Origin of the sequence: Planosporangium spinosum, assembly GCF_049999945.1 — a bacterium.
GTDB lineage: Bacteria > Actinomycetota > Actinomycetes > Mycobacteriales > Micromonosporaceae > Planosporangium > Planosporangium spinosum.
The window spans coordinates 27880-52685 of the sequence record NZ_JBLYUB010000039.1 but is presented as its reverse complement, the minus strand read 5'-3'; the positions used below and the strand labels follow the sequence as shown (position 1 = coordinate 52685).

The 24806-nt window shown below is 69.4% G+C and carries 19 protein-coding genes; 5 read left to right on the top strand and 14 right to left on the bottom strand.

Annotated elements, in window-relative coordinates; all coding sequences use genetic code 11:
* Nucleotides 1-301: 301 nt before the first annotated feature.
* The 12 genes from ACNTMW_RS31830 to ACNTMW_RS31775 all read right to left on the bottom strand — a co-directional run bounded on the left by ACNTMW_RS31830 (nucleotide 302) and on the right by ACNTMW_RS31775 (nucleotide 14897).
* Nucleotides 302-1012, bottom strand: a complete 711-nt coding sequence (locus ACNTMW_RS31830; protein ID WP_426637695.1) for an SDR family oxidoreductase — start codon at nucleotides 1010-1012, stop codon at nucleotides 302-304.
* The gene (locus tag ACNTMW_RS31825; protein WP_426637693.1) at nucleotides 1009-2133 is read right to left on the bottom strand and encodes a Gfo/Idh/MocA family protein; all 1125 of its coding nucleotides are present in this window, start codon (nucleotides 2131-2133) and stop codon (nucleotides 1009-1011) included. The genes ACNTMW_RS31830 and ACNTMW_RS31825 overlap by 4 nt, the downstream gene beginning before the upstream one ends.
* A 31-nt stretch (nucleotides 2134-2164) precedes the next feature.
* The gene (locus tag ACNTMW_RS31820) at nucleotides 2165-3169 is read right to left on the bottom strand and encodes an alcohol dehydrogenase catalytic domain-containing protein (protein ID WP_426637691.1); all 1005 of its coding nucleotides are present in this window, start codon (nucleotides 3167-3169) and stop codon (nucleotides 2165-2167) included.
* A gap of 121 nt (nucleotides 3170-3290) precedes the next feature.
* The gene (locus tag ACNTMW_RS31815) at nucleotides 3291-4373 is read right to left on the bottom strand and encodes a nitrilase-related carbon-nitrogen hydrolase (protein ID WP_426637690.1); all 1083 of its coding nucleotides are present in this window, start codon (nucleotides 4371-4373) and stop codon (nucleotides 3291-3293) included.
* 412 nt (nucleotides 4374-4785) lie between these two features.
* Nucleotides 4786-5787 (bottom strand): LacI family DNA-binding transcriptional regulator, encoded by a 1002-nt coding sequence (locus ACNTMW_RS31810; RefSeq protein WP_426637689.1) that lies wholly within the window; start codon nucleotides 5785-5787, stop codon nucleotides 4786-4788.
* A 218-nt stretch (nucleotides 5788-6005) separates the two neighbouring features.
* Entirely contained in the window at nucleotides 6006-6710 is a 705-nt protein-coding gene (locus ACNTMW_RS31805) for a gluconate 2-dehydrogenase subunit 3 family protein (RefSeq protein WP_426637688.1), read from the bottom strand.
* Nucleotides 6707-8362: a GMC family oxidoreductase gene (locus tag ACNTMW_RS31800; protein WP_426637687.1), complete on the bottom strand. Its 1656-nt coding sequence runs from the start codon at nucleotides 8360-8362 to the stop codon at nucleotides 6707-6709. The genes ACNTMW_RS31805 and ACNTMW_RS31800 overlap by 4 nt, the downstream gene beginning before the upstream one ends.
* Before the next feature lie 56 nt (nucleotides 8363-8418).
* The gene (locus tag ACNTMW_RS31795; protein WP_426637686.1) at nucleotides 8419-9501 is read right to left on the bottom strand and encodes an ABC transporter permease; all 1083 of its coding nucleotides are present in this window, start codon (nucleotides 9499-9501) and stop codon (nucleotides 8419-8421) included.
* 50 nt (nucleotides 9502-9551) lie between these two features.
* Entirely contained in the window at nucleotides 9552-10601 is a 1050-nt protein-coding gene (locus tag ACNTMW_RS31790) for an ABC transporter permease (protein WP_426637685.1), read from the bottom strand.
* Nucleotides 10598-12112, bottom strand: coding sequence for a sugar ABC transporter ATP-binding protein (locus ACNTMW_RS31785; protein ID WP_426637684.1), 1515 nt, complete (start codon nucleotides 12110-12112; stop codon nucleotides 10598-10600). The genes ACNTMW_RS31790 and ACNTMW_RS31785 overlap by 4 nt, the downstream gene beginning before the upstream one ends.
* 165 nt (nucleotides 12113-12277) lie before the next feature.
* The gene (locus ACNTMW_RS31780; RefSeq protein WP_426637683.1) at nucleotides 12278-13321 is read right to left on the bottom strand and encodes a substrate-binding domain-containing protein; all 1044 of its coding nucleotides are present in this window, start codon (nucleotides 13319-13321) and stop codon (nucleotides 12278-12280) included.
* Between the two features lie 715 nt (nucleotides 13322-14036).
* A complete protein-coding gene (locus ACNTMW_RS31775; protein ID WP_426637682.1) occupies nucleotides 14037-14897 on the bottom strand; it encodes a class II fructose-bisphosphate aldolase in 861 nt (286 codons plus the stop codon).
* A gap of 155 nt (nucleotides 14898-15052) precedes the next feature.
* Here ACNTMW_RS31775 and ACNTMW_RS31770 point away from each other — a divergent pair, with 155 nt between their 5' ends.
* The 3 genes from ACNTMW_RS31770 to pfkB all read left to right on the top strand — a co-directional run bounded on the left by ACNTMW_RS31770 (nucleotide 15053) and on the right by pfkB (nucleotide 18201).
* Nucleotides 15053-16390, top strand: coding sequence for an FGGY-family carbohydrate kinase (locus tag ACNTMW_RS31770; RefSeq protein WP_426637681.1), 1338 nt, complete (start codon nucleotides 15053-15055; stop codon nucleotides 16388-16390).
* 96 nt (nucleotides 16391-16486) lie between these two features.
* Entirely contained in the window at nucleotides 16487-17266 is a 780-nt protein-coding gene (locus tag ACNTMW_RS31765; protein ID WP_426637680.1) for a DeoR/GlpR family DNA-binding transcription regulator, read from the top strand.
* Nucleotides 17263-18201, top strand: coding sequence for a 1-phosphofructokinase (gene pfkB / locus ACNTMW_RS31760; RefSeq protein ID WP_426637679.1), 939 nt, complete (start codon nucleotides 17263-17265; stop codon nucleotides 18199-18201). The genes ACNTMW_RS31765 and pfkB overlap by 4 nt, the downstream gene beginning before the upstream one ends.
* A gap of 178 nt (nucleotides 18202-18379) precedes the next feature.
* Here the strand turns inward: pfkB and ACNTMW_RS31755 are convergent, their stop codons facing one another.
* The gene (locus tag ACNTMW_RS31755; protein ID WP_426637678.1) at nucleotides 18380-18814 is read right to left on the bottom strand and encodes a hypothetical protein; all 435 of its coding nucleotides are present in this window, start codon (nucleotides 18812-18814) and stop codon (nucleotides 18380-18382) included.
* Nucleotides 18811-20403 carry a GMC family oxidoreductase gene (locus tag ACNTMW_RS31750; protein ID WP_426637677.1) on the bottom strand — a complete coding sequence of 531 codons (1593 nt, stop codon included), beginning with the start codon at nucleotides 20401-20403 and terminating at the stop codon, nucleotides 18811-18813. The genes ACNTMW_RS31755 and ACNTMW_RS31750 overlap by 4 nt, the downstream gene beginning before the upstream one ends.
* A 434-nt stretch (nucleotides 20404-20837) precedes the next feature.
* On the opposite strand from ACNTMW_RS31750, the gene ACNTMW_RS31745 reads away from it, so the two are divergent.
* Together ACNTMW_RS31745 and ACNTMW_RS31740 are read left to right on the top strand one after the other, a co-directional pair.
* Nucleotides 20838-21221, top strand: a complete 384-nt coding sequence (locus ACNTMW_RS31745) for a hypothetical protein (RefSeq protein ID WP_426637676.1) — start codon at nucleotides 20838-20840, stop codon at nucleotides 21219-21221.
* Between the two features lie 578 nt (nucleotides 21222-21799).
* Nucleotides 21800-24577, top strand: coding sequence for a SpoIIE family protein phosphatase (locus ACNTMW_RS31740; protein WP_426637675.1), 2778 nt, complete (start codon nucleotides 21800-21802; stop codon nucleotides 24575-24577).
* The last annotated feature ends 229 nt before the right edge of the window (nucleotides 24578-24806 follow it).

Genomic DNA, 24806 nt, shown 5'->3' with positions numbered 1-24806 from the left:
CGGCCATCGCGTTCGTCTCCTTCGGTTTGTGACTTAGCCGTCTCGAAGGATCTACGCGGTGGCCGTCTCCTACATCACGACACGCTCATCAACGAGCCCGTCGTACACCATCTCCGTGGACGCAACCTCGGCAGGTACGCCAGTCGCAGCAGCACGGCAGCCCATCATGCCGCATCGATCACCAGCTACACCCGGGCTCAGCGCCCAGCAACCGGGCCAACATCTCCGGCCCCCGCACCGGCCCGCACCAGCGCGGATGGGGTTTTCGGCAGGGGCAACGTCGGTCAGGTGACTGCTTGGCTCAGCCCCAGGACTGTTCGGCCATCGAACGGAACGCGACCTCCAACATCCGGTAGTGCCGGGGCCGGGTGAGCGCAAAGAGCACCATTTCGGCCACGTCCTCCGGACGCATCATCTCCGCGAGCGCCGGCATCTCCGGAGTACGCAGACCCCGCCCCATCCCGAAGTTGGTGGCGACGCCGCCGGGGCAGACGTTGGTGCAGCGGATACCGAGGCCGCGGAGCTCGTGGTCCAGCGCCCTCGTGAAGCCGACCGAGGCGAACTTGGTCGCCACGTAGGCGGCCTCGTCCGGAAGCCCGCGCCGGCCGGCTTCGGAGGCCACCGTGATGATGTCGCCCGCGCCGCGCGCCTTGAGGTGCGGCAGCGCCGCCCGTACGGTGTGGAACAGGCCGCGGACGTTGACGTCCACCATCTCGTCGAGATCCTCGACGGGCGTGTCCTCGAACGGTCCCCACGAGCCGACACCCGCGTTCGCCACCACGATGTCAATGCCGCCGAAGCGGTCGACCGTCGCGGCGACGGCGGCCTCGACCTGCGCGAGGTCCCGGACGTCGCAGACCGCGTTCACGCAGTCGGATAGCCCGAGGTCCACCGGACGGCGGGAGGTGAGACCCAGCCTGACGCCTTCCGCCGCCAGGGCGCGCGCGACCGCGGCGCCGATACCGCTGCTCGCCCCGGTGACGAAGGCGACCTTTCCCGCGAGAGATGTCATTTCTGTGCTCCTTGGATGGCACCGGCCCAGGGTTCGTCGCCGGTCGTGACCGGCTCGCCGCGTTCAGCCGCAGCGTGGACGCCGAGCGCCAGTAGGTGGTCCTGGCAGCCGTCGGCGAGCGGGTACGGCGCCGACTCCGCACCGCGCCGCCAGAGCGCCGTCCGCTCGAGGCAGGTGGCGATGGCGATCTCCTCGTCCGACATGCGGGAGCCCGGGTACGGGTTGCGATAGAGCGTTCGGCCGCACCAGCTCAGCGCGTCGAGTTCGGCGCCTTCGAGGTTGCCGTCGAACCCGGTGTGGCGCCGTACGATCGGCGCGGACAACGGCCGGCCGTCGTCACCCGCCCAGATGACGTCGTTGCCCACGACTTCCCCACGGCTGCCGCGCAGGGTCAGATGCCTGCGGCGCCAGGGGTGGAACCACTGGCCCTCGGTGAAGTCGTAGACGCCGGTCCGGCCGCCGAAGTCGAGGATGGACAGGGTGTGCGCGGCATCCCGCACCCGCTGGACGTCCGGCCATCCGCCGCGGTCCGGCCCCTCCAGTACCGGCGTGGCCGTCTCCATCGCGCTGATCCGGGCCGGCTCCGCCCGTACGCTGAGCAGGGTGCGCAGCAGCGCCATGGCGTGGTAGTCGTGCGTCCAGGACACCTGCGCGGAGGTCACGTCGCCCAGGACCCCCTGGTCGATCAGCGCGCGCACCGCGACCACGACCGGCAGGTACGGGTGCTGCTCCGCCACCTGCACCAGGTCACGCGCGCCGACGTCGACCCACAGCCGCCGCATCCCGTCGGCATCGGCGGCGGGCGGTGTCTCCGACAGCACCGCCGTGTCGAGCCCGACCAGGGCCCGGATCACGTCGGGGTTGGCCTCCCTCGGTACGGAGGTGACGACGACCTCCGGTGCCCCGGAGGAGACGAGCTCCTCCGGGGTCCGGTACGTCGGGATGTTCCACTCGCGCTCGAGCCGCTCCCCCACCTCGGCGCGCCGGGTCACCGCGCCGACGCACTGGAAGCGGTCCGGGGCCAGGCGGGCGAGGCGGAGGTAGAAATCCGCCCGCCAGCCGTGGCCGACGACGCCGAAGCGCACCGGTCCGGGCCGCGCCGGTGGGTCCTCGATCGACATGTGGAACTCCCTGCCGTCGTTGTGGGCGAACTTACGGAACGAGGACGGCCCGCGCCTTGACCTGGCCGGCCTTGAGCATCGCCAGCACCTCGTTGGCCTCGGCCAGCGGGTAGTCGGCGTGGACCGAGCGCAGCTTGCCGGCGGCGGCGAGGTTGAGGACGTCGCGCATCTGCTGGCGGTTGCCCAGCACCGAGCCGACGACGGTCCGCTCGTCACCGATGTCGAGCAGACCGACGTTCTGGGCGACGCCCAGGACGATCCGCCCGCCGGGCTTGACGACGCGCATGGCCTCCGCGACCGAGGCGTCGGACGGCGCGAACACGATCGCGGCGTCCATCGCGTTGTCGGAGAGGTTGCTGGCACCGGAGCCCTTCGGGCTGTACGAGGCGACCGCGCCGAGCTCCTCGGCCACGCCCTGGTGCACCGAGCTGCGGGTCACCGCGTACACGTCGGCGCCGGTGAGCGCGGCCATCTGGATGACCATGTGGCCCACGCCGCCGACACCCAGCACGGCGACCTTCTGCCCAGGGGTCAGGTGCGCCTTCGCCACCGAGCCGTACGCGGTGATGCCGGGGCAGAACAGCGGCGCGGCGTCGGCGAAGGAGAGGTTGTCCGGCAGCGGGTACGCGTACGCCGACTCGGCGAGCATGTACTCGGCGTAACCGCCGTCGAGGGTCTCCCCCGTGATCTGACGCTGGCGGCACAGCTGCTCGCGGCCGGAGAAGCAGTACTCGCAGACCCCGCAGGTCTTCCAGATCGGCTGTACGCCGACCCGGTCGCCGACCTTGAGGTGCGTGACGGCCGAGCCGACCGACGAGACCGTACCCACGACCTCGTGGCCGGGGATGATCGGGAAGGACGCCGGCGTGTTGGGCAGCCAGTCCCCTTCGACCATGTGCAGGTTGGAGCGGCAGACACCGCACGCGCCCACCTTGATGACGATCTGGGTCGCCGACGGGGTGGGGTCGGCCACCTCACGCAGCTTCAGCGGCTTGCTGTCGATCGGGCCGGTCTGTTCGAGTAGGGCTGCCTTCACGTGCTTGCTCTCCTAAGTAAAAAAACGGCGATCGACGCCGGAAGCCGCTCGACCCTTCCAGCGATGACGCGTACTGGAAGGGTCGAGCGGGTTTACGCCTTACTGACGAGTTTCAAGAAGATCAGGCCGACGGCGGCGTGATGATGCCACGCTCGACGAGCTTGTCGATGTTGCCCTGGCGACGTACGTCCTCGCGGGCGAGCCAGCCCTCCTGCGGCAGCTCGTCGACGTACTGGTTCTTCTCGTAGATCGGCTTCTCGTAGATCGCCGCGTACTGCTCGGTGCGCAGGTCCTTGAACCAGTTCATGACACCGTTCTGCGCGCGGGCGCGGCGCAGTGCCTCGATGTCGATGACGCAGCTGACGAACGAGTCGCCCGGAAGGAGGCCCTCCTGGCGGGCGACGACCTGGCCCTTGCTGTTCACGATCATCGACCGGCCGCCGAACAGGTCGAACATGGTCCCGTCGTCGTAGCACTGCGGGCCCAGGTTCGGCGAGATCACGTAGGTCTGGTTGAACATGGCGTGGGCGCGGTTCTGCAGCTCCCACATGCCCTGGGCAACCTGCGGGTCGATCAGGGTGGCCCGGATGATGATCTCCGCGCCGTTCATCGCCAGACCGCGGGAGGTCTCCGGGTAGGCGCCCTCGTGGCAGATGATGTAGCCGATGTTGCCGATCTCGGTCTTGGCGACCGGGAAGATGGCGTCGAGGACGTTGCCGTTGCCCTTCTTGGCCACCCACTCGTCGTAGATGTCGTGCGGGTTGGTGGTGCCCAGTGCGCCACCCTCGTAGGCGTCGCTGGTGGACTTGGCCCGCTTGTAGATGACCTCGCCCTCGGGGTTGATGATGAACGCCACGTTGAACAGGTGACCCGGGAAGTCCTCGTCGGTCACGAACAGCAGCTCAGCGGCGATGTAGGTGTTGAGCTCGCGGGCCTTGGCCGCCAGGACGTCGGTCTCCGGGCCGGGCACGGTCGTGGCGAACGCCGCGTGGGCCTCCCGGTTGCCGGCCTTGAAGTCCTCCGGCATGCCCTGGATGGCCATCTCGGGCAGCACGACCAGCTTGACCGGGGCACCCTCGGTCGCCGCGGTCCGGACCGCCATGTCCATGAAGTTGCAGATGCGCTTGGCGCTCTCGACGGCGTCCTCGCGCTTCTTCATCGTGACGACGCGCGGCGAAATCGCCACCACTCCGTACGGTTCCACCGTCAGATTCCTCCTGACTCATGCGCCTCTGCGGTATGCCGCTCGGCACTCTTCTTACAAGCGCGTCGTTGCTCGGTACGGGTGCGGTTTCACACCGGCGGCCGTGCACGACGTGGATTGGTGATGCTCGGGCGGCCTACGTCCGCAGAGGCCGCACCGCCGCGCCCCCCGGCGCTGCGGGCTTAGGTAATCGATGTCACGGCCTCGAAACAACACCGTAAACACCTCCATCTGACGTGTCAAGCAACTCGGCGTACGGGGCGGGCGGAGGCGGAAACGCAACGGTCGGCCACCCGGAACCATCGCGAAATCCCTTGTGTCGCAACGCTTTGCGGGCCTCTGCGAAGACACGGTGGGACCGCCGATGGCGTCGGGCGGTGGGCCGCCCACGCATCGACCGAAAGCCTGACCGTCACGCCCCGGCGCCACCGCCGTTCGGGACGATCTCGCCTGATCCACGGGGAACCAGACGCAGCGGGATGACCGTGTTGACCGGGTCGCTACGGTCGCCGTCCAGCCGGGCGAAGAGCCGCTCGGCCGCGAGCCGGCCGAGAAGTTCCGGCGACTGCTCGAGCACGGTGATCGCCGGCGACAGGACGTCGGCCAGGGCGAAGTCGCCGAACGACACCATGGCGATGTCGGTGCGTTTCCGGTCGTGGAGCACCTTCACTGCCCCCAGCGAGGTCTCCGACCGGGCGCTGAAGATCGCGGTCGGCGGCTCGTCGAGGTCCAGGAACTCGCAGGTACGCGCCCGGGCCATCGCCGCATCGGAACAGTCGGTGGCCACGAGCTCCCCGACCACGGGAAGGCCGGACTCCTGGAGCGCGTCCACATACCCCGCGTGCCGGTTACGGGAGGTCTCGACCTCCAGGTCGTCGCTGATGAACGCGACCCGCTGATGACCGTAGCGAAGCAGATGACGCACGGCCGTCCGCGCGCCACCGCGGTCGTCGAACGTCACGACGTCCGCCTGTAAGTTCCTGGGGTGACGGTCCACGAAGACGACCGGGGTGTCGGTGGACGCCAGGTACGACAGGTCCGAGGTGTGCGGCGTGATGATCAGGCCGGCGACCCGGCGCTGCTGGAGGCTGTCGACAATGGCGGCCTCGCGGTTCGGGAGCCGACGGTTGCTCGTCACGATGACGTTCAGGCCGCGACGGAGCGCGGCGAGTTCGATCTCGCTGATGACGGCCGCGAAGAACGGGTCGGCGATCGACTCCACGATGACACCGATCGTGTCGTCCACACCGCGGCGCAACGACCTGGCCAGCAGATCGACGCGGTATCCCAGGCGGTCCACCGCCTCCTCGACCCGACGGCGGGTCTCCGCCGACACCCGTGGATCGCCGTTGATCACGCGCGACGCGGTCTTGGCGCTCGTCTCGGCAGCGGCAGCGACGTCACTGAGTCGCACCGGTTTCTTCATCCCGACACCTGCCCGCCGCCCTCACTACGTGGAATGAGGTAATCGTTGTTACGCCTGGCTTCACCCAGACGCCCATCTGTGCTCATAGACGTTGATGTTCCGATGTTAGGCCACCGTTCACAGTGTCGAGCTCGCCGTCGGCACCCGGGCTCACCGTCGGCGGACTAGTCCTGCTCCGCTGCGGAGCGGACCGGCGACGGTGGAGGTCAGGCCCCGTCCGGCCCTCTCAGGTGCGGAATGAGGTCACGCCAGTCGTAGTCCTGCACGTAGTACTCGCGCACGCTGTACGTGCCGTCCATGGTGTCCGCCAGCGACTCCGGGCCGGGGAACCCGATCACCCGCCAGCCGACCCGACCGGCGTTGCCGCCGTAGACCGGGTCACCGTAGAAGCCCTGCCGGGTGTGTGCCACGAGGGCGTCGAAGAAGGCCAGGCCGTCGTCGAACGCGTACACCTGGATGGTGGGGTTCCCCCCGTCGCCGGTGAGCGCGACGGGCGCCGGCTTCGGCGCGCCGGACAACTGTTCCAGGACCGCGTCCTGGTCGGCATCGGACAGCGACACGAAGTCCGACCCGAAGCGCTCATGGGCTCCTGCGTCGAGGTCACGGACGCCCCGGCGGTAGGTCTGCTGCAGATCCGCGATCCGCGCCCGCCAGGCGTCGGCGAGCTTGCCGCTCATCCGCAGGAACCCGCTGCCGTCCGCGGCGGCGTACACGTAGTCGATACCGGACAGGTACCGGTCGATGAACCGTACCGCGCCCGCCTCACGCGCGCCGGGGTCGTGATCGGTGGGGATGATGCGGGCACAGGCCGCCTCGATCGTGTCCCACTCGTGCTCGTCGAAGAACAGCCGCTCGTCGGCGCCGGGATCCACCGGCGCCGGGACGCTCGCCCAGTCGGCCATGGACGTCATCGCTGAGCACCCTCCTTCGCGTGGACCTGGGATATGTAGTCGGCGCACCGCCACGCGTTGGCCATGATGGTCAGGGTCGGGTTGACCCCGGTGGCCGTCGGGAAGCTCGCGCCGTCGAGCACGTACAGGTTGTCGACGTCGTGCGCCCGGCACCACTTGTCGAGGACCGTCTTCGCCGGGTCGTTGCCCATGCGCACCGTGCCGTGCTGGTGGCAGGTGTTCCCGCTGGCGCGGCCGCGCTCCAGGTACACCGGGATCGTCTTCCAGGCGCCCGCCGCCTCGAGGATCTCGACGTTCTTGTCGACCTGCCACTTCGCCAGGCGGATGTCGTTGGGGTGCGCCTTGTGGGTGATCCGGGCGGCCGGCAGGCCCCATGCGTCCTTGACCACCGGGTCGAGGTCCACCCGGTTCGACTCGACCGGCATGTCGTGCAGGGTGTGGCCGATCTTCATGGCGTGGTTGTAGAAGTCGCGGTCGGCGTCCTTGGCCGCGCTCCCCCACGACGGCCGGCCCGGGAAGTTCCAGTTGATCGGCTGGCCGACGTGTGACGCGCCGATCAGAGCGCCGCCGATGTGGCCGCGGTCGTAGTCGGTCTCGTAGAACTGGAAGGAGCCGCCGCTGATGTAGTTGCCCGGGAAGCCGTACAGCGGCTCGGTGTCGTTGAACAGGCCGACGGCGAACAGGTACTCGTGGAACGTCGCGTTGCGCCCGACCTGCCCGCTCGAGTTGGCGAGGCCGTCGGGGTGCTGCCGCGACGTCGACAGCAGCATCAGCCGCGCCGACTCGACCGCGCCGAGGCACAGCAGGACGAGGTTCGCCTCCTGCTCGATCTCCCGGCCGTCGGCGTCGATGTAGACGACCCCGCGGGCGCGGCCGTCGGGGCCGACGGTCACCTCGCGTACGTAGCACTCCGCCCGCAGTTCGAGGTTTCCGGTGGCGAGCGCCTCCGGTACGAACGTGTCCAGCGTCGACGAGCGCATCCCGCTCGGGTCGCCGTACCCGTTCCAGAAGCCGGTCCAGTTGGACGGCGTCCGTCCGCGGAAGGGCTTGGTGATCAGGGCCTGCGGGATCGGCATCGCGTTGATGCCCAGCTTCTCGCACGCGGAGTAGAAGCGCCTACCGGCGCGGGTCGGCGGCGCCGGCGGCGTCGGGTACGGCGTGCTGCGGTACGGCTCGTGGGCGTCCGCGCCGTCCAGGCCGGCACAGCCGAAGGCCCACTCCACCTTGGACAGGTACGGCTCGAGGTCGTCGTACGTGATCGGCCAGTCGGCGAGGCTGGCGCCCTCGATGTCACCGTGCAGGGTCCGCATCATGAAGTCCGACGGGCGAGGGCGCGGCAGCCAGCCCGCCCAGTGCACGGTTCCGCCGCCCACCATCTGCGGCACCATCGAGAACGGCGTCGGCACGGCCGTCTCGGTCTCGTCCATACGCACGGTACGGGGGTTGACCCGCGGGTCCGACCACAGGTAGGTGCGGTTGAGAAACTTGATCTCGTCACCGGAGAAGTGCTCGCGTGGCCGTAGCCACGGCCCGCGCTCCAGGCCGACCACCTTCAGGCCGGCTTCGCACAGCACCTTCGCGGCGGTGGCACCGGACGCGCCCATGCCGACGATGAGAACGTCGACGGGGTCCGGCTTCATCGCGTACTCCATGAGGCTCACCTCTCAACCGGAGCGGGCCGGGACGGTGCCCCGGCCCGCTGGTGACGTCATGCGCTCGCCGCTGCCAGCTTCCGGGAGCTGCGGGCCTGGTACACCTTGTCCAGGACGACGGCCAGGACGAGGATCGTGCCCTTGATCAGGTACTGGTTGAAGGAGGGGACGTTCATCATGTCCAGGCCGGTGTCGATCTCGCTGACGAGGATCGCCGCCAGGACGGTGCCGAGGATCGAGCCCCGGCCGCCGGACAGGCTGGTGCCGCCGATCACCGCGACCATGATGACCTCGAGCTCGTAGCCGGTCGCCGCCAGCGGTGACGCCGACGACAGGCGGCCGGTCAGGATCAGACCGCCGAGGCCCGCCAGCAGCCCGCTGATCGCGAACACCATCACGATCGTCCGGCGGACGTTGATCCCGGCCAGCCGGGCGTTGTCGGCGTTGCCGCCCAGGACGAACAGGCTACGGCCGAAGGGGGTCGCCTTCAGGACGAACGCGATCAGCGCGGCGAGCACGACGAAGAGAACGGTGATCGCCGGGACCGGCCCGTAGTTGGTGAGGCCGAACCAGTCGAACAGCGGGTCGGAGAACGTGACCCCCGCGGTGTTGGAGCTGCCGATCGCCCAGGCGATCATCAGGTAGGTCAGCCCTCGCGCCACGCTCATCATGCCGAGCGTGACCGCGAACGGCGCGAGCTTGAGCCGCGAGATCAGCGACCCGCTGACGGCACCGAGGATCGCCGTCACCGCAAGGGCGATCAGCACGGCGAGGACGGCCGGGAGCTTGACCGGGTTGGCGGCGCTGAACGCGGTGCCGAGCAGGCCGGCGCCGATCGCGCCGCCGAGCGCCATCATGGACCCGACCGACAGGTCGATGCCGCCGAACGATCCGGTGGCGATGATGACGACCGTCATGCCCAGCCCGACGATGCCGAACATCGAGGCGCTGCGCAGCAGGTTCTCGATGCTGCTCAGGGACAGGAACTCCGGCGACCGGCTGACGAACCCGGCCGCGAGCAGAGCGATCAGCACGACGAGCGCCAACTGCTGTCCCTGTACGGGTAGCCGGCGACCGGTCTTGGGCTTGCTCGCCTCGGTCTTGTGCCCCGGAGTCTCTACTACTACCGACGTCGACATCTACCTGCTCCTGCTCTCTGCCGTGGCGAACCGAAGCGACCCCGGCGTGCTCATGACCGCCTCCGGCGCCGGGCGATCCCGTCGAGGCTGATCGCCGCCAGCAGCACCAGACCGGTGACGACGTACTGCACCTGCGTCGAGGCCCCGAACAGGTTGAGCGCGTTCTGGATGACGCCGACGGTGAAGACACCGATGAGGCTGCTGATGACCGAGCCGCGGCCACCGACGAGGCTCGTCCCGCCGATCACGACCCCGGAGATCGCGATCAGTTCGTACCCGGTGCCGTTGACGGTGTCGGCGCTGGCGAGCCGCGACGTCAGGATGATTCCCGCCAGACCGGCGAGGAAGCCCAGGAGCGTGTACACGAAGATCTTCGTCCGGTCGACCTTCAGCCCGGACAGGCGGGCCGCTTCCGGGTTGCCGCCGATGGCGTAGATGGCGCGGCCGACCGACATGCGCCGGGAGATCCACCAGAGCGCGGCGACCACGATCGCGAACAGCCAGACCGGCGTCGGGATCCCGACCAGCGCGCCCTGTCCGATGAACGCGAAGGCGTGCGGCATGGGGTCGAAGTGGATCGGGTAGCCGCCGGTGAACAGGTACAGCAGGCCCTTGACGAAGATCATCGAGCCGAGGGTGGCCATGAACGGCTCGATCTTGGTCTTGGTGATGATCAGACCGTTGATGAAGCCGATCAGGCTGCCGACGGCGAGTCCGACGAGGACGGCCAGTGGTACCGGCAGCTTGAAGTCGGTCACGAAGTGGGAGTTGCTGGCGGATCCGGCGACCAGCGACGCCGTGACCGCCCCGACCAGCCCGACGGTGGAGCCGACCGACAGGTCGATGCCGCCGGTGATGATGACCAGCGTCATGCCCGCGGCGATGATGCCGGTGATGGACACGACCCGGGCGATGTCGAGGAAGTTCGAGAACGACAGGAACGCCGGCGAGACGATGCTCAGGATGATCACCAGGCCCACCAGCACGATGGCGCTGGCGATGTTCTCGATCTGAATGTTGAACTTTGCCAGGCCGCGCTTGGGCGCCTCGACGACCTTGCGGTCCACCTGCTGGCGGTCAATCTGCGCGGTGGTGCTCACGCGTTCGACCCTTCTCTCGTCGGCTCAAGGTCTCTCGTCGGCTCAAGGCCCGAGGCGTACATGACGATCGCCTCTTCGCTGAAGTCCTCCCGGGCGAGCTCACCGGCGATCCGTCCTTCGTGCATGACGAGGATGCGGTCGCTCATGCCCATGACCTCGGGCAGGTCCGAGGAGATCATGATGATCGTCGCGCCCTCGCCGGCCAGGTCGTTGAGCAGTCCGTGGATGGCGGCCCGGGCGCCGACGTCGACGCCGCGGGTGGGCTCGTCGACGATGAGGATCTTCGAGCCGGCGAACAGCCACTTCGCCAGCACCACCTTCTGCTGGTTACCGCCGCTCAGCCGGCCGGTCTCCTGCTCGGCGCGCGGCGGGTAGACCTGCAGGTCCTGGACGAGTTTCCGGGCCGCCTGCTTCTCACCACCCCGGTCGAGCTGACCGAACCGGCTCACCTTCGACAGGCTGGCGAGGCTGATGTTGTGCGCGTTGCTCATCGACAGGACCGCGCCCTGGTGCTTGCGGTCCTCGGGTACCAGGCCGATGCCGTGCCGGATGGCGGCGCCCGGTGAGCCCACAGTGACCTTCTCACCCTCGACGAAGATCTCGCCCGCGGTGATCGGATCGGCGCCGAAGATGGCCCGGGCCAGCTCGGTACGGCCGGAGCCGACGAGCCCGGCGATGCCGAGGATCTCGCCCTGGTAGGCGGTCAGGCTGACGTCCTTGAGCTTCGGGGTCGACAGGTTCGACACCCGCAGGGTCTCGCGGCCCCGCTCGTGCTCGGTCTTCGGGAAGAGCTCCGACAGCTCGCGCCCCACCATCATCGTGGCCAGCGTGTGCGAGCTGGTCGTCCTGGCGTCGACGGTGTTCACGATCTTCCCGTCACGCAGGATGGTGGCCCGGTCGCAGATCTCGGCGACCTCGTGCAGGCGGTGCGAGACGTAGAGGACGGAGACGCCGTCGGCCTTCAACGCCCGCATCAGCGTGAAGAGCCGCTCGATCTCCGATTCGGTCAGCGACGCCGTCGGCTCGTCCATCGTGATGATCCGGGCGTTCATCGACAGCGCCTTGGCGATCTCGACGAGTTCCTGCTCGGCGGTGCCCAGTCGGCCGACGATCGTACGCGGGTCGATCTTCACCGCGAGGCGTTCGAGGATCTCACCGGCCTGCCGGTAGCAGGCTGCCCAGTCGACCAGCCAGGGCAGGCCCTTGCGGCGGGGCAGGCGGCCGAGGAACACGTTCTCCGCGACGGTGAGGTACGGCAGGACGCTCAGTTCCTGGTGGATGAAGGCCAGGCCGGCGTCCTGCGCCTGCTTCGGCCCGGCGAACTCGACCGGCGCGCCGTCGATGTGGATGGAGCCGGTGTCGCGCTGGAGCACCCCGTTGAGGATGTTCAGCAACGTCGACTTGCCGGCACCGTTCTCGCCCAGCAGCCCCAGGACCTCACCGCGCCCGACCTCGAGATCGACGCCGTGGAGTACCTGGACGTTGCCGTACGACTTGGTTATGCCCTCCATGCGTAGGAGGGGCTGTGGAGCCGATGAAGCAACCATGGCACGCCCCCTTTCTCGTACTCCCCGTTGGTGGTCGGTCGACAAGGTGCCCTTCCCGCTCGCCACCGGCCGTCGGCGAGCGGGAAGGGGCAGGTGCGGATTGCGATCCGCGATGCAGAGCCGGGGCTGTTACCAGCCGACGAACATCGGGTCGTTCGCGTTGGTGGAATCGACACCGAAGAAGTCCGGCTTCACCCAGGGCATGCCCTCGTAGTCGACGAGAGCGGCCTTGCGGCCCTCGTACTCCTGGTTGCCGAAGTCGGGCTTCTGGCCCTTGAGCTTCTGGGCCATCAGCCGGGTGCCGATGACGCCCTCGTCCTTGGGGAAGAAGATGCCGTCGTAGTCGATCTGGCCCTTACGCAGGAGGTCCAGAGCGTTCTTGTCACCGTCGCAGCTGATGATCTTCAATCCGTCGCGGCGACCTGAGTTGTTGACCGCCTGGATGCCACCGAACAGCATCTCGTCGGCCATGTAGTAGATGGCGTCGAGCTCACCCTTGGGGAAGCGCTGGAGGATGGCCTCCGTCACCTGCTGGCCACCGCTGCGCTTGAAGTCGCCGTCCGCCTTGTAGACCACCTGGATGCCCGGGTTCTGGGCGATGACCTTGTAGAACGCCCCACCCCGGTCGACCGTCGAGCCGGCGCCGGCGGTGCCCTCGACGACGGCGATCTTGCCCTTGCCGTTCAGCGCCTTGACGACCTGCTCACCACCGACCGTGCCGGACTTGACCATGTCCCAGCTGACCAGGAAGTCCCACTTGATGCCCGAGCCCTTGGTCTCCATGCGCCGGTCGACGATCGCGAACGGTACCTTCGCCGCGTTGACCTTCTTGACCGCCGGGATCATCGGGTCGGAGACGGTCGGGGTCAGGATGATCCCGTCGACCTTCTGCGCCAGGAAGTTGTTGATCTGCTGGGTCTGGACGGCGGGGTCGTTCTTTCCGTCCGCAAGGATGACCTTCACGCCCTGCTTGGCGGCCTCCTCCTTGATCCCCTCCATCATGAGCTGGTAGACGGGGTGGTCGAAGTAGGCGACCGACCAGCCGATCGTGATCTCCTTGTTGCCGGACTTCGAGCCCGACGACGTGCCACACGCCGTCGCCGTGGCGACGGCGGCGACCGCGGCGGCGGCCAAGGAGGCGCGTCGCGTCATCCTTGCGTCGAAGATTGACATGCGGTGGGTCCTTCCGAGGAATGTGTCGTTATGGGGGATGTGCCTCTCAACCCGCTGATGCACCGCTGTCCCGGCTGCCTTCGTCCGTGACCCAGGGTTTGATGTCACGTCGTTGGTTCAGTGGGAGCGCGGGTCCAATCAGCGACGTTCGACGCCGCACTGTTCCGGTAGCCCATGACCGTTACGGTCACGGGAAGGTAATCGATGTCACCGTTAAGTGCACCCAAGCTAGGTAGCGCCGACCGGGGATGTCAAGCCTCTACAGACCGTGATCCTCCGGGTGCGCCACTACGTAGTTCTCAACCGGCCCATCCGTCCCGCCGCTCCACAATTTCCCTTGTGCCACAGGCATTTCGGGGTTCTCACGGACGACGCGACAGCATCGGCCCGCTCGCCCGGCCACCGGGTCGAGCAAGCCGACCGACCGGCTCGACGACGGCCCGCGACACCGGCGCGTCGTACGTGGGCACGACGCGTACACCGCGACACCGGCGCACGCGCCAGTCGCTCCCGTCGGACCGATCACCGTGGAACAGGACGGTCGCCCTGGTCGGGCCACCACTGTCCGCACGGCTCACCCCCTTGGAGGTCACCGTTCGAGGTGAGGTAATCGATGTCACAGCAGGGTGGTTTGAACTTAGACACGCGGATTTAACGTGTCAAGGGTTGTCGCCGCACCGTGTTCTTGTTATCCCGAGCGGCGCCCAGCCTCCGCTCAGGACGCGCTCGCGCCGGCGTCCCCGGCGCCGGTGAGCACCGTCAGCAGGCGCCGTACGACGGCCGTCATCTCCACCCGCGCCGGGGCGAGGTACTTGCGCGGGTCGACCAGCGACGGCTCGCGCAGGGTGTCCCGGACCGCGCCGGTGAAGGCGACGTTCAGGATCGTGCCGATGTTGACCTTGACAATGCCCGCGGCGACGGCCTCGCGCAGCTCGTCGTCGGCGACGCCGGACGAACCGTGCAGGACCAGCGGCACCGGTACGGCCTCGCGCAGCTTGCCGATCAGTCCGTGGTCGAGCGTGGCGGTACGGGTCGTCATGGCGTGGGAGCTGCCGACCGCGACGGCGAGCGCGTCGACGCCGGTGGCGGCGACGTAGGCGGCGGCCTCCGCCGGATCGGTGCGGACGCCCGGAGCGTGCGCGCCGTCCTTGCCGCCGACTTCGCCCAGCTCCGCCTCCAGGTGCAGGCCGCGCTCGTGGGCCCACTCGGCGGCGGCGCGTGTGGCGGCGACGTTGGCGTCGTAGCCCAGCTTGGAGGCGTCGAACATGACCGAGCTCATCCCGGCGTCGGCAGCCTGGTGCAGCAGTGCGGTGTCCTCGACGTGGTCGAGGTGCAGCGAGACCGGTACGGCCGCGGACCGGGCGACCGCCGCCGCGGCGGCCGCGATGGGCGTCAGCCGGCCACCGTGGAACTTGACCGCGTTCTCGCTGATCTGCAGGATCACCGGCGCGCCCGCCTGCTCGGCCCCGGTCACGATGGCCTCCGCATGCTCAAGGGTGATGACGTTGAACGCCCCGGCGCCGGCGCCCCGGGCACGGGCGGAGTCCACGATCTGCTGGGTACTGACGAGCGGCATCCACTGCCTCCGAGGTGACGGGCGCGAGGCGTCTCGCGGCGAATCAGGGTGTTGCCTTTTAGGAACATCAGTTCTCTTGACACCCCACCAACGAAACGCAACGATATCCACCGACTCGCAACTAGGCAACGGGTCGGGACAGTAAGGCTGGGTGCATGGATCCACTGATCGTCGGCCTGGACGTGGGCACGACCACGAGCAAGGCCGTCGTGTTCACCACGGATGGCCGACCCGTCAGCGAGGGCAAGGCGGTAACCCCGTGGGCGCTGACCGCACACGGGGCGGAGCTCGACGCCGTCGAACTGCTCGCCTCGGCCCGGGAAGCGTTGCGGCTGGCCCTGACCCAGGCCCCGGACGGCCCTGTGCTCGGCGTCGGCGTGACGAGCATGGGCGAGTCGGGTGTACTCCTGGACGCCCACGGCGTACCGCTGGCGCCCGTCATCGCCTGGCACGACACCCGCGACGGTGCCGAGGTCCGCGACCTGACCGCGGCACTCGGCGAGGACCGCTTCGCCGGCCACACCGGACTGCCGCTCCGCGGTCAGTGGTCGCTGACCAAGCATCGCTGGCTGCTGGCACACCATCCACAGACCAGGGGCGCGGTGCGCCGGCTCAACATCGCCGAGTGGGTGGTGCGGGGACTCGGCGGCGAGGAGTCGGCCGAGCAGTCACTGGCCTCACGTACCGGCTGGTTCGAACTGTCCACCCGGAGCTGGTGGTCCGACGCCCTGGAATGGTCGGGCGCCGCCCGCTCGCTGATGCCCGACGTCGTCACGGCGGGCACACCGCTGGGCCGGGTCAGTGACGAGGTCGGCATCCCGCGCCTGACCGGCGCGGTCCTGACCGTCGCCGGCCACGACCACCAGGCCGCGACCGTCGGCGCGGATGCCGCGGGCCCCGGCGACGAGCTGGACTCGTGCGGCACCGCCGAGGCGCTGGTCCGCACGGTTCCGGCCGGCCTCGTCGACACGGCAGCCGTCGCATCCCTCGCCAAGGGCGGGATCACGACCGGCTGGCACGTACTGGCCGACCGCTGGTGCCTGCTCGGCGGTACGCAGGGCGGCCTTGCCCTGCAACGGGTTCTGCGCCTGCTCGGCCGTACGTCCGCCGATGTCAGCGAACTCGACCGCGAGGCGCTGACCCGCGACACTCCCACCGTGACCGTCACCGGCGCCGACACCGACGAGCTGCGCATCTCCGGTATGACCAACGGCGTCGGCCCGGCAGACCTCTGGCGCGCCGCGCTGGAGGCCGTCACCGCGGAAGCCGACCAGATCCACTCCGCGATGTCCGCGGTCGTCGGCGGTCACCAGGCGCTCGTGGTCACCGGCGGGTGGTCGCGCAGCAGGGCCCTGCTCGAGGTGAAGTGCCGGGTCCTGGGTCCACTTCGGAACCCCGATGTGGCCGAGGCCGGCGCCCGTGGCGCCGCGCTGCTGGCCGGTCAGGCCGCGGGCGTGTACTCCGGACGGGAGCAGTTCCCTCCCCTTGACTAGCAGGTCGTCAAACGAAGGAGCAGCTGGCATGAGCACGCGTACGACCAGCGGCGGCGCGACGCGGCACGCTCTCGCCGACCGAGCCGGGGGCGCGGCATGAGCACGCCCGAGCGGGTCCCCTATGCCGCGCAACGCAAGCAGGCCATCATCACCGAGCTCCGCGCCAACGGGCGGGTGGACGCCGCCGACATCGCGGCCCAGCTCGGCGTCACCCAGGAGACGGTACGCAAGGACCTCATCGGACTCGAACAGCAGGGCCTGCTGCGCCGGGTGCACGGCGGCGCCGTGCCCGTGGAACAGCTCTCCTTCGAGCCGGCGGTGTCGACCCGCACGTACTACTCGGAGGAGAAGACCCGGATCGCGCGGGCGGCGCTCGCCCATCTGCCCACCCGTGGGTCCGTCCTCATCGACGCCGGTTCGACCAACGCCCGCCTCGCGGAACTGTTCCCGGCCGACCGGGAACTGACCGTGTACACCAACACCCTGTCGATCGCGCTCACGCTCGTCACCCGTCCCCGGCTCACGGTCCTCACCCTCGGCGGCCGGGTCCGTCCGCTGACGCTCGCCGGAGTCGACGACTGGGCCGCGCGCGCCCTGAGCGAGATCAACGTCGACGTCGCGTTCCTCGGCACGAACGCGATCTCCGTGGAGCGCGGCCTGACCACGCCGGACCCCGCGGAGGCCGCGATCAAGCGCCTCATGCTCGCGAGCGCCCGGCGGCGGATCCTCCTCGCCGACCACAGCAAGGTCGGCGCCGTCAGCCTGTGCAAGCACGGGGATCTGTCCGACATCGACCTGCTCATCACCGACACCGGCCTGTCCGCCGCCGACTTGAAAACCCTGCAGGCCACTGGCCTCGAAGTGGAGCAGACGTGATCATCACCGTTACCCCCAACCCGAGCGTCGACCGCACCGTCTTCGTCGACGCGCTGCCCAGGGGCGCGGTCATCCGCAGCCGGCGCAGCCGCAGCGAACCCAGCGGCAAGGGGGTCAACGTCGCGCTGGCCCTGCGCGCGCACGGCCACGACGTCGTCGCGGTACTGCCGGTGGGCGGCGCCGTGGGTAGCCAGATCATGACGATGCTCGACACCGCCGACATCCCCCTCATCACCGTCCCCATCGACGGTGACATCCGCAGCAACGTCAGCCTGGTGGAGCCCGACGGCACCGTCACCAAGATCAACGAGGCCGGGCCGGCCCTCAGCTCGGCCGAGGCCCGGGCGCTGGCCGTCGCGGCCCTTGAAAAGGCCGACAACGCGAGCTGGCTCGCCGGGTGTGGAAGCCTGCCCGCCGGCCTGCCGGAGGACTTCTACGCGCAGCTGACGGCCGACGCCCATCGCCGCGGCGTCAAGGTGGCCGTCGACAGCTCGGGCGCCGCCCTGCGCGCGGCGCTCCCGGCCGGCCCCGACCTCGTCAAGCCCAACGCCCACGAACTCGCCGAGGTCGTCGAACGCCCGCTGGCGACCTTCGGAGACGTCGTCGACGCGGCCACCGTCCTGCGGGAGCGCGGCGCCCGGTCGGTACTGGCGAGCCTCGGCGCCGACGGCGCGATCCTCGTCGACGACGACGGCGTGCACCACGGGATCGCACCGGTGACCCGGGTGGTGAGCGCGGTCGGTGCCGGTGACGCGCTGCTCGCCGGCTTCCTGGCGGCCGGTGGAAGCGGCGTCTACGCCCTGCGTACCGCCCTGACGTGGGGAGCCGCGGCCGTCCAGCACGAGGGGACCCTCTTCTCCGCCGCCGACCCGGGCGTCACGGTCACCGTCGACGACGTCATCGACCGCGAGCGGCCCCTCGCCGAACCGGCCTGACCTCTCGCCGCGCTAGGCTAGGCCGCGCGGAACGGGAGACTCGGCGGCATGCTTTGCTCTGCCAGCGAGGTCGAGCGCGGGCTTTTCGCGACGGCAACAGCACACTTTGACCACGCCGACGGCAACAGCACACTTTGACCACGCCTGAGCCCTCACTCGCCTGATCATCAAGAGGCCGTCAGGCCTGGCGGTAGACCGGCCCCCGGCCGATGACCGGGGCGAGGATGTCGTCCTCCAGGTAGTACTCGGCTTCGCCGTCCACCGCAGGCATCCGGCGCGGCGCGATACCGGGGTATCCCAGTGCCTGACGCACCGCGGGGTTCATGAAGTAGGCACCGCTGACGGCGAACGCGAACGCGTCGAAGACGTCCGTACGCTCGATCCGCAGCCTCTCGAGCACCTCACCGGGCGCACCCTCGATGGCCAGGACGTGTGCGACGGCGTCGGCCAGGTCGGGGTTCGCGGCCAGCGTACGGTTGATCCACTGACCCGCCACGTCGGCGTCGCTCGCGGGCGGAAGGCCGGACCCGCCCGGGATCAGGACGTCGGCCAGCGTGGCGAGGCGGGCCCGCGACGCGTCACCCAGTTCGTCCGAGAGGTTGACGACCGTCACGACCCGACCTCCTGGTTACGAGCGTTGGTTGCGATGTAGGTGGCGGTGCGCTTGGCCAGGGCGCAGATCGTGGCCGTCGGGTTCACGCCCGTCGAGGTGGTGAACACGCTCGCGTCGATGATGTAGAGGTTCGGTACGTCGTGCGCCCGGCCGAACCGGTCGACGACCGACGTGGCGGGGTCGTCGCCCATCTTCGCGGTACCGGTGTTGTGACCGGTCATGAAGTTGCGCCCGGCGACCCAGGTCCTCAGGGCGCCGGCAGCCTCGTGGGCCTCCAGGCTCCTGGCCAGGTTGAAGTCGATGATCTTGTTAGTGTTCTCGGAGATCCGGTACCGCACCTTGGCCGCCGGCAGACCGTCGGAGTCGGTGAGCGTGGGGTGCAGCGAGACGGCGTTCGTCTCCTCCGGGAGGTCCTCCGGAACGATGTGCCACTGCAGCATGCGCACGAACGACTTCATCCGGTCGGCCGAGCCCTCGCCCCAGAGCGCCTCACCGGCGAGGCTGCCCTTGTCGGTCCACTTCTCGGCCGCTTCGAGGGGCCCGGCGATGGGGAGCAGTGCCCACTTCGCGCCGCGTACGAAGCCGCGGGAGGAGTCGGTCTCGTAGAACTGCATCGAGCCGATGTGCTCACCGGCGGGCCCGAGCCAGTTCTCCAGGTCGTCGTCGTAGACGCCGACGGACGCGGCGTACGGGTGGAGCATGAGCCGCTTACCGACCAGGCCGGACGAGTTCGCCAGGCCGTCGGGGAAACGCTCGGACGCCGACATCAGCAGCAGCCGGGGAGTTCCGATGCCGCCGGCCGCCATGAGGACCACCGAGGCGGCCTGGAAGTGCTCCACACCGTCCCGGATGTAGACGGCCCCGTTGGCGCGGCCGCGTTCGTCGACGGTGACCCGGGCGACTCGTGCCCGGGTGATGACCTCGGCTCCCAGCGCCACGGCGTCCCGCCAGTGGGTGACGTCGGTGGAGGATTTGGCACCCTCCGGGCAGCCCATCCGGCAGATGCCGTAGCGGACGCACTTGCCCTCGTGGGTACGGTTCTGCGTCGGGATGGAGTTGGTGCCGGGCCACCAGTGCCACCCCAGCTTGTTCATACCCTCGGCCATCGTCCGGCCGGTCCGGTGGATCGGCGCGGCCGGCATCGGCGGCTCGAACCCCGGCGGGTACGCGGGGTTGCCGGCCAGGCCGGAGACGCTCATCTCACGCTCGACGGCCTGGTAGTACGGGAGGAGCTCGTCGTAGCTGATGGGCCAGTCGTCGGCGACGCCGTCGAGGGTCCGTGCCCGGAAGTCCGACGGCAGGGCCCGCGCCCAGATGCCGCCGTAGAGCACACTCGAGCCGCCCACCCCGTTGTACAGCCATACCGGCAGGTCGGCATCGGTGGTGTCCACCGGGTAGTCCTCGCGACGGCCACGGACGTTCGGGCTCGGGTGCCAGTTCTTGGACCCCAGCAGCTCATACTCGGGCTTGTTGCCCGGCAGGTTGCCCGGATCGACCCAGGTGCCCTGTTCGAGGGCCACCACCCTGAGCCCCGCCTCGGCAAGGTGTCTGGCCGCGATCCCGGCCGCAGTTCCCGCTCCAACGATCAAGACATCTGCAGGATCTTGCCTGGAACCCAACCCAACCACTCCCCATGCGGCCTTGCGTCGGTCGCAAGCGTTCACCGACCGCCCGGCTGGCGTTACTTGCAAACAGTTGGGAACTGTTGCAAGTCATTGGATTTCTGTCAAGCCTCTGGGAGTGTCGTCGCGACCGCGTAGTCGGTTCAGCGGCGGGTGGCCGCACGGCAGGAAGCTGGAGTGCTTCCTGCCGTGCGAAGAGTACGTACCTGCCGAGCAGGCCGAGCAGGCCGAAGTGGCCGAGCAGGCCGGCTTCCAGGCGGGACTGCCGGATCTCCGGCGCTGGTACACATCCGGTGATCACGATGAGCGACGATCGCTCGCGTAAGGTAGCCCGGATGGAACGTCACGTTCGAGACCGTGACCGCGGTACGGGGCCAGGACCGCGCTATCGGCGGCGTGCAGTGGCGCAGGATCAGGCCGAGGGCGAACGGAACGAGCTGCAGGATGGCCACGGTGCGCACCAGGGCGGCCACGTCCAGGGAGACCCCCGTGCCGACCTTGGCCGCAGTGAGGATGGCGTCGACGGTCGCACTGAAGGTCAGGCCGCCGATTGCGGCGAGCAGGACCTGCATGGCCGCGACCGTGCCCAGCTCGGCCGCGAGCGCAGCGTGGTCGACCGCATCCGACTGGAGCACACCGAGCATCTCGACGTGCTGCGCAACGACGGCCGGGGCGACCACACTGACGGCCGGCGCACCGAAAACTGCTTCCGCTCGCTACGCCCTCGCGCTGCTCTCCCACAAGCGCGCCGCGATCACCCGGCTGCACGACGAGCACCGCATTGACGACACCGTCCTACGCTGCGTGCAGACAATCTCGACGCCGCACAGGTACGGCTGTCCCGCTGCGACCATTGCGAGTAAGCGCCAGACATACAGCACATGCACCCCTCGTGCACGCCGTACCAGGGCGGCTCGTAGGGTAACAGGCGGGTACACCCCGGATGTACGTTCACGCCTTTGGCCCGCTCCCCCGGAGGGACCGACTGCAGGTGAGGTCAAGCAGTACGGGGGCCGATGCGGCGTACCGCTACCGCTGCCTGCCGGGCACATCTCAGCCGACAACCACGGGGAGGTAACGCCAGAATGCGATCGGACTCAAGGCCAAAGTCTGGTTGAAGAGTATTCGGTAACGCCAAGAATCGCGTATCCCTGCCGGCTATGACCGGAGTGCACGGTACGGGGTTGCCCCTCGTTCCGTGGCGGTTGCGCCCGGCATACGGGCATACGACATTGCCGCCGGAGAACCACGGGATGGAACCACTCCGCTTCGGGACGGTATCGTGCGCATTTGTTGGCTTCGGCGGGACGGGATGCGGTGCTTGAGACGTGGGCGTGACCGCACGCACCCGAGGGGTACGGCAGTGACAGCCGAGCTCGGGTCGTCGGCGTGGGATGCCAACGTAGCGGCGAAGCTAGCGGGGATGCTGCCCGGATCGGCACTGTCCGAGCTGGCCGGGGTGCCGGTCGTCCTGGCCGTGGTCGACCAGACCGCCGAGGCCCTGGAACTGGTCTGGTCGGCCGCCGTACCACCGGAGCAGGCCGAAGCGTGGACGCGCATCCCGCTCGCGGCGGACGTGCCGCTGAGCGAGGCGGTGCGCCGCGGCGAGCCGGTCCTCAGTGACGCGCTACCGCAGCGCCTGTCCCGCTACCCGACGATTCCCCGAAGGCTGAACGGAGCCGCGGCGGGCACCCTCGCGGTGCCGGTGTGGGCGCGGACCGGCGACGGCCCCGCGGTGATCGGCGCGGTCGGCGTCGGCTTCCGCGGTTCCGTTCCGCCGTACGCGCTGCAGACAGTAACCGTGTTCGCCGCGCAGTGCGCCCAAGCGATCAAAGACACCGGCGTGGCACACGGAACGGTCCGCACCGTCGACGAACGCAGCGACCCGCTGGCCCTCGGCGCAACGGCCGAGGTCGCCGACGCCGTAGCCGTGGCCCGCGCTCTGGCCGAGGAGCAGGCCCGCCGCACCATGCTGCTGCAACGGCTGACCGCCGCCCTAGCCGCCGCCGCCGACACGCAGCAGGTGGCCGAGGCGGTCCTGACGATGGTGCTCGACACGTTGGGCGCGGACGCCGGCGCGATCACCCAGCGCGACCCGTCCGGGCGGTCCCGGGCCCTGGCCTCGGTCGGGTCGCCGCTGTCGCGGTCATCCTGGGAAGAGGTGGCGCACGGCGCGACACCGATGTCGGCGGAGGTGCTCGCCACCGGCCGGCCAGTCGTGATCACCAACCGGTCCGACCGGGACGCCCGCTACCCGACGCTCGCCGGCCTGCCGATGCCCCACCAGGCGTGGGTCGCGGTGCCGCTGCTCATCCACGGCGAACGGGTCGGCATCGCCGAGTTCGCCTGGACCGAGCCCCGCCAGTTCGCCGCGGACGAGGTCGACCTGCTGGTCGCGGTGGCCGACTACACCGCCAACGCGATCGAGCGCACCCGACTGCTCGACCGGGAACGCCGCGCCCGCGCCCACCTGACCCTGCTGGCCGAAGCCAGCGCGCCGCTCACCACGGCGACCACCGAGGCCGACCAGTTGGCCGGCCTGGCCAACGCCCTGGTCGACGCGTTCTGCGACTGCTGCACCATCCTCGTGCCTGACGAGCTGGGAAGACTACGCCGAGAGGTCATCCGGATACGTGGCGTACAGAAGCAGCTGGTCGATCGGCTCACAGGTGCCGGTGTGATGCTGCTGGGCGAGCACGATCCACGCGCGGTCGCCTGGCGAGAACGCCACGTTGCCCGGGCCGACGTCGACGACCTCTCCGCCTACTTCGGCCAGCCCTCGGCCGACGTAGCCACCGACACCACGACGCCTGGCCCAGGCACGCTCATCGCCGCGCCGATGGTCGCCCGTGACGGCATGATCGGCGTCATCACGGCCTGGCGGGCCGCCGGCCGCGACGAGTTCGACACCGACGACGAACAGCTGCTGGCCGACCTCGGTCACCGCGCTGGCACCGCGATCGACAACCTCCGGCTGCTGGCCGAGCGCACCTACGTCGCCGCCCGGCTGCAAGACACTCTCCTGCCGGCGCAGCTGCCCACCATCGACGGTGTCGAGCTTGCGGCCGGGTACCTGGTCGCCGAAGCCGCCGCCGACGTCGGCGGCGACCTCTACGACGTCTTCCCCATCAGCTCCGATGGCGGCTACGCCCTCATCGTCGGCGACGTCACCGGTCGCGGGGCGGGCGCCGCCGGCCTGACCGGCATCACTCGCGCCGCTCTGCGGGCGCTCGCCGGTCAACTGCCCGTACCCGCTGCCCTGGCCCGACTCAACACTCTGCTGGCCGAACAAACCGGCGACGAACGCTTCCTCACCCTCGCCTACCTGCACCTGCAGCCGACGGCGGACGGTGCGGTCCTTGACACCTGGTTGGCCGGGCACCCCGCGCCGGTGCTCATCCACCCCGACGGCAGCCACACCGAGGTCGGCGTCCCCGGCCCGGCTCTAGGCATCCTCGACGAGGTCGAGTTCACCGCCACCCGACACCACCTGTACCCCGGCGACACGCTCCTGGCCTACACCGACGGGCTCATCGAGGCCCGCGGACCACGCGGGCAGTTCGGCGACGCCGACCTCCCCGCCCTGCTGCCCACTCTCGCCGGACACCCCGCCACCGACGTCGTCGCCCGAGTGGAGCAGGCCCTGCTCGATTACCGTGACGGCGGCGCCGACGACACCGCCCTCCTCGTCTCCCGACTGACCCCCCCGGCCGAGCCCAGTGAATACCTCCTGTTGGACGAGCACCTGCCCGCCAGCGCCGCCGCGGTCCCACAGACCCGGCACCAGGTCCGCGACGTGCTCGCCACCGAAGTGGCGCCCGATCTGATCTTCGACATTCTCCTCGCGGTCAGTGAACTGCTCGCCAACGCCGTCCAGCAGCTCACCCGCCAACCGCCACGCAGTCCCCGCCTCGACCCGATCCACCTGCGCATCCTGCGCCGCGGCAACCGACTGCGGGTGGAGATCAGCAACCCGGGTCCCCGCTTCCGTCTGCCCAACCCGGCGGATGTCCCGCCGGCAACCGACCTTGCCGAGTCCGGGCGCGGCCTGCAACTGGTGCAGGCCATCGCCACCGACCTCGGCGTCATCACGAGCAGCGGCACCACCTGCGTCTGGTTCGAAACGCCCCTACGGTATTGACGCCGCCGCACTCCCCATCCTTGATGGGCCTGTCCTGCTCCACCTGCTCATCCCACAGCCGTACGCCGTAGCGCGCTACTTGAGCCCGCCGCCGAGGGCACATCGGACAGCCTGCGGGGTTCCAAAATCCCACCCCGATGCATGAGCAGGGCAAGCAGTAGTGCTCGGTCATGCCCTCCGACATCATCATGACGCGTGTCGCTACACCTGCTCTACCTAGTGTTCCGCG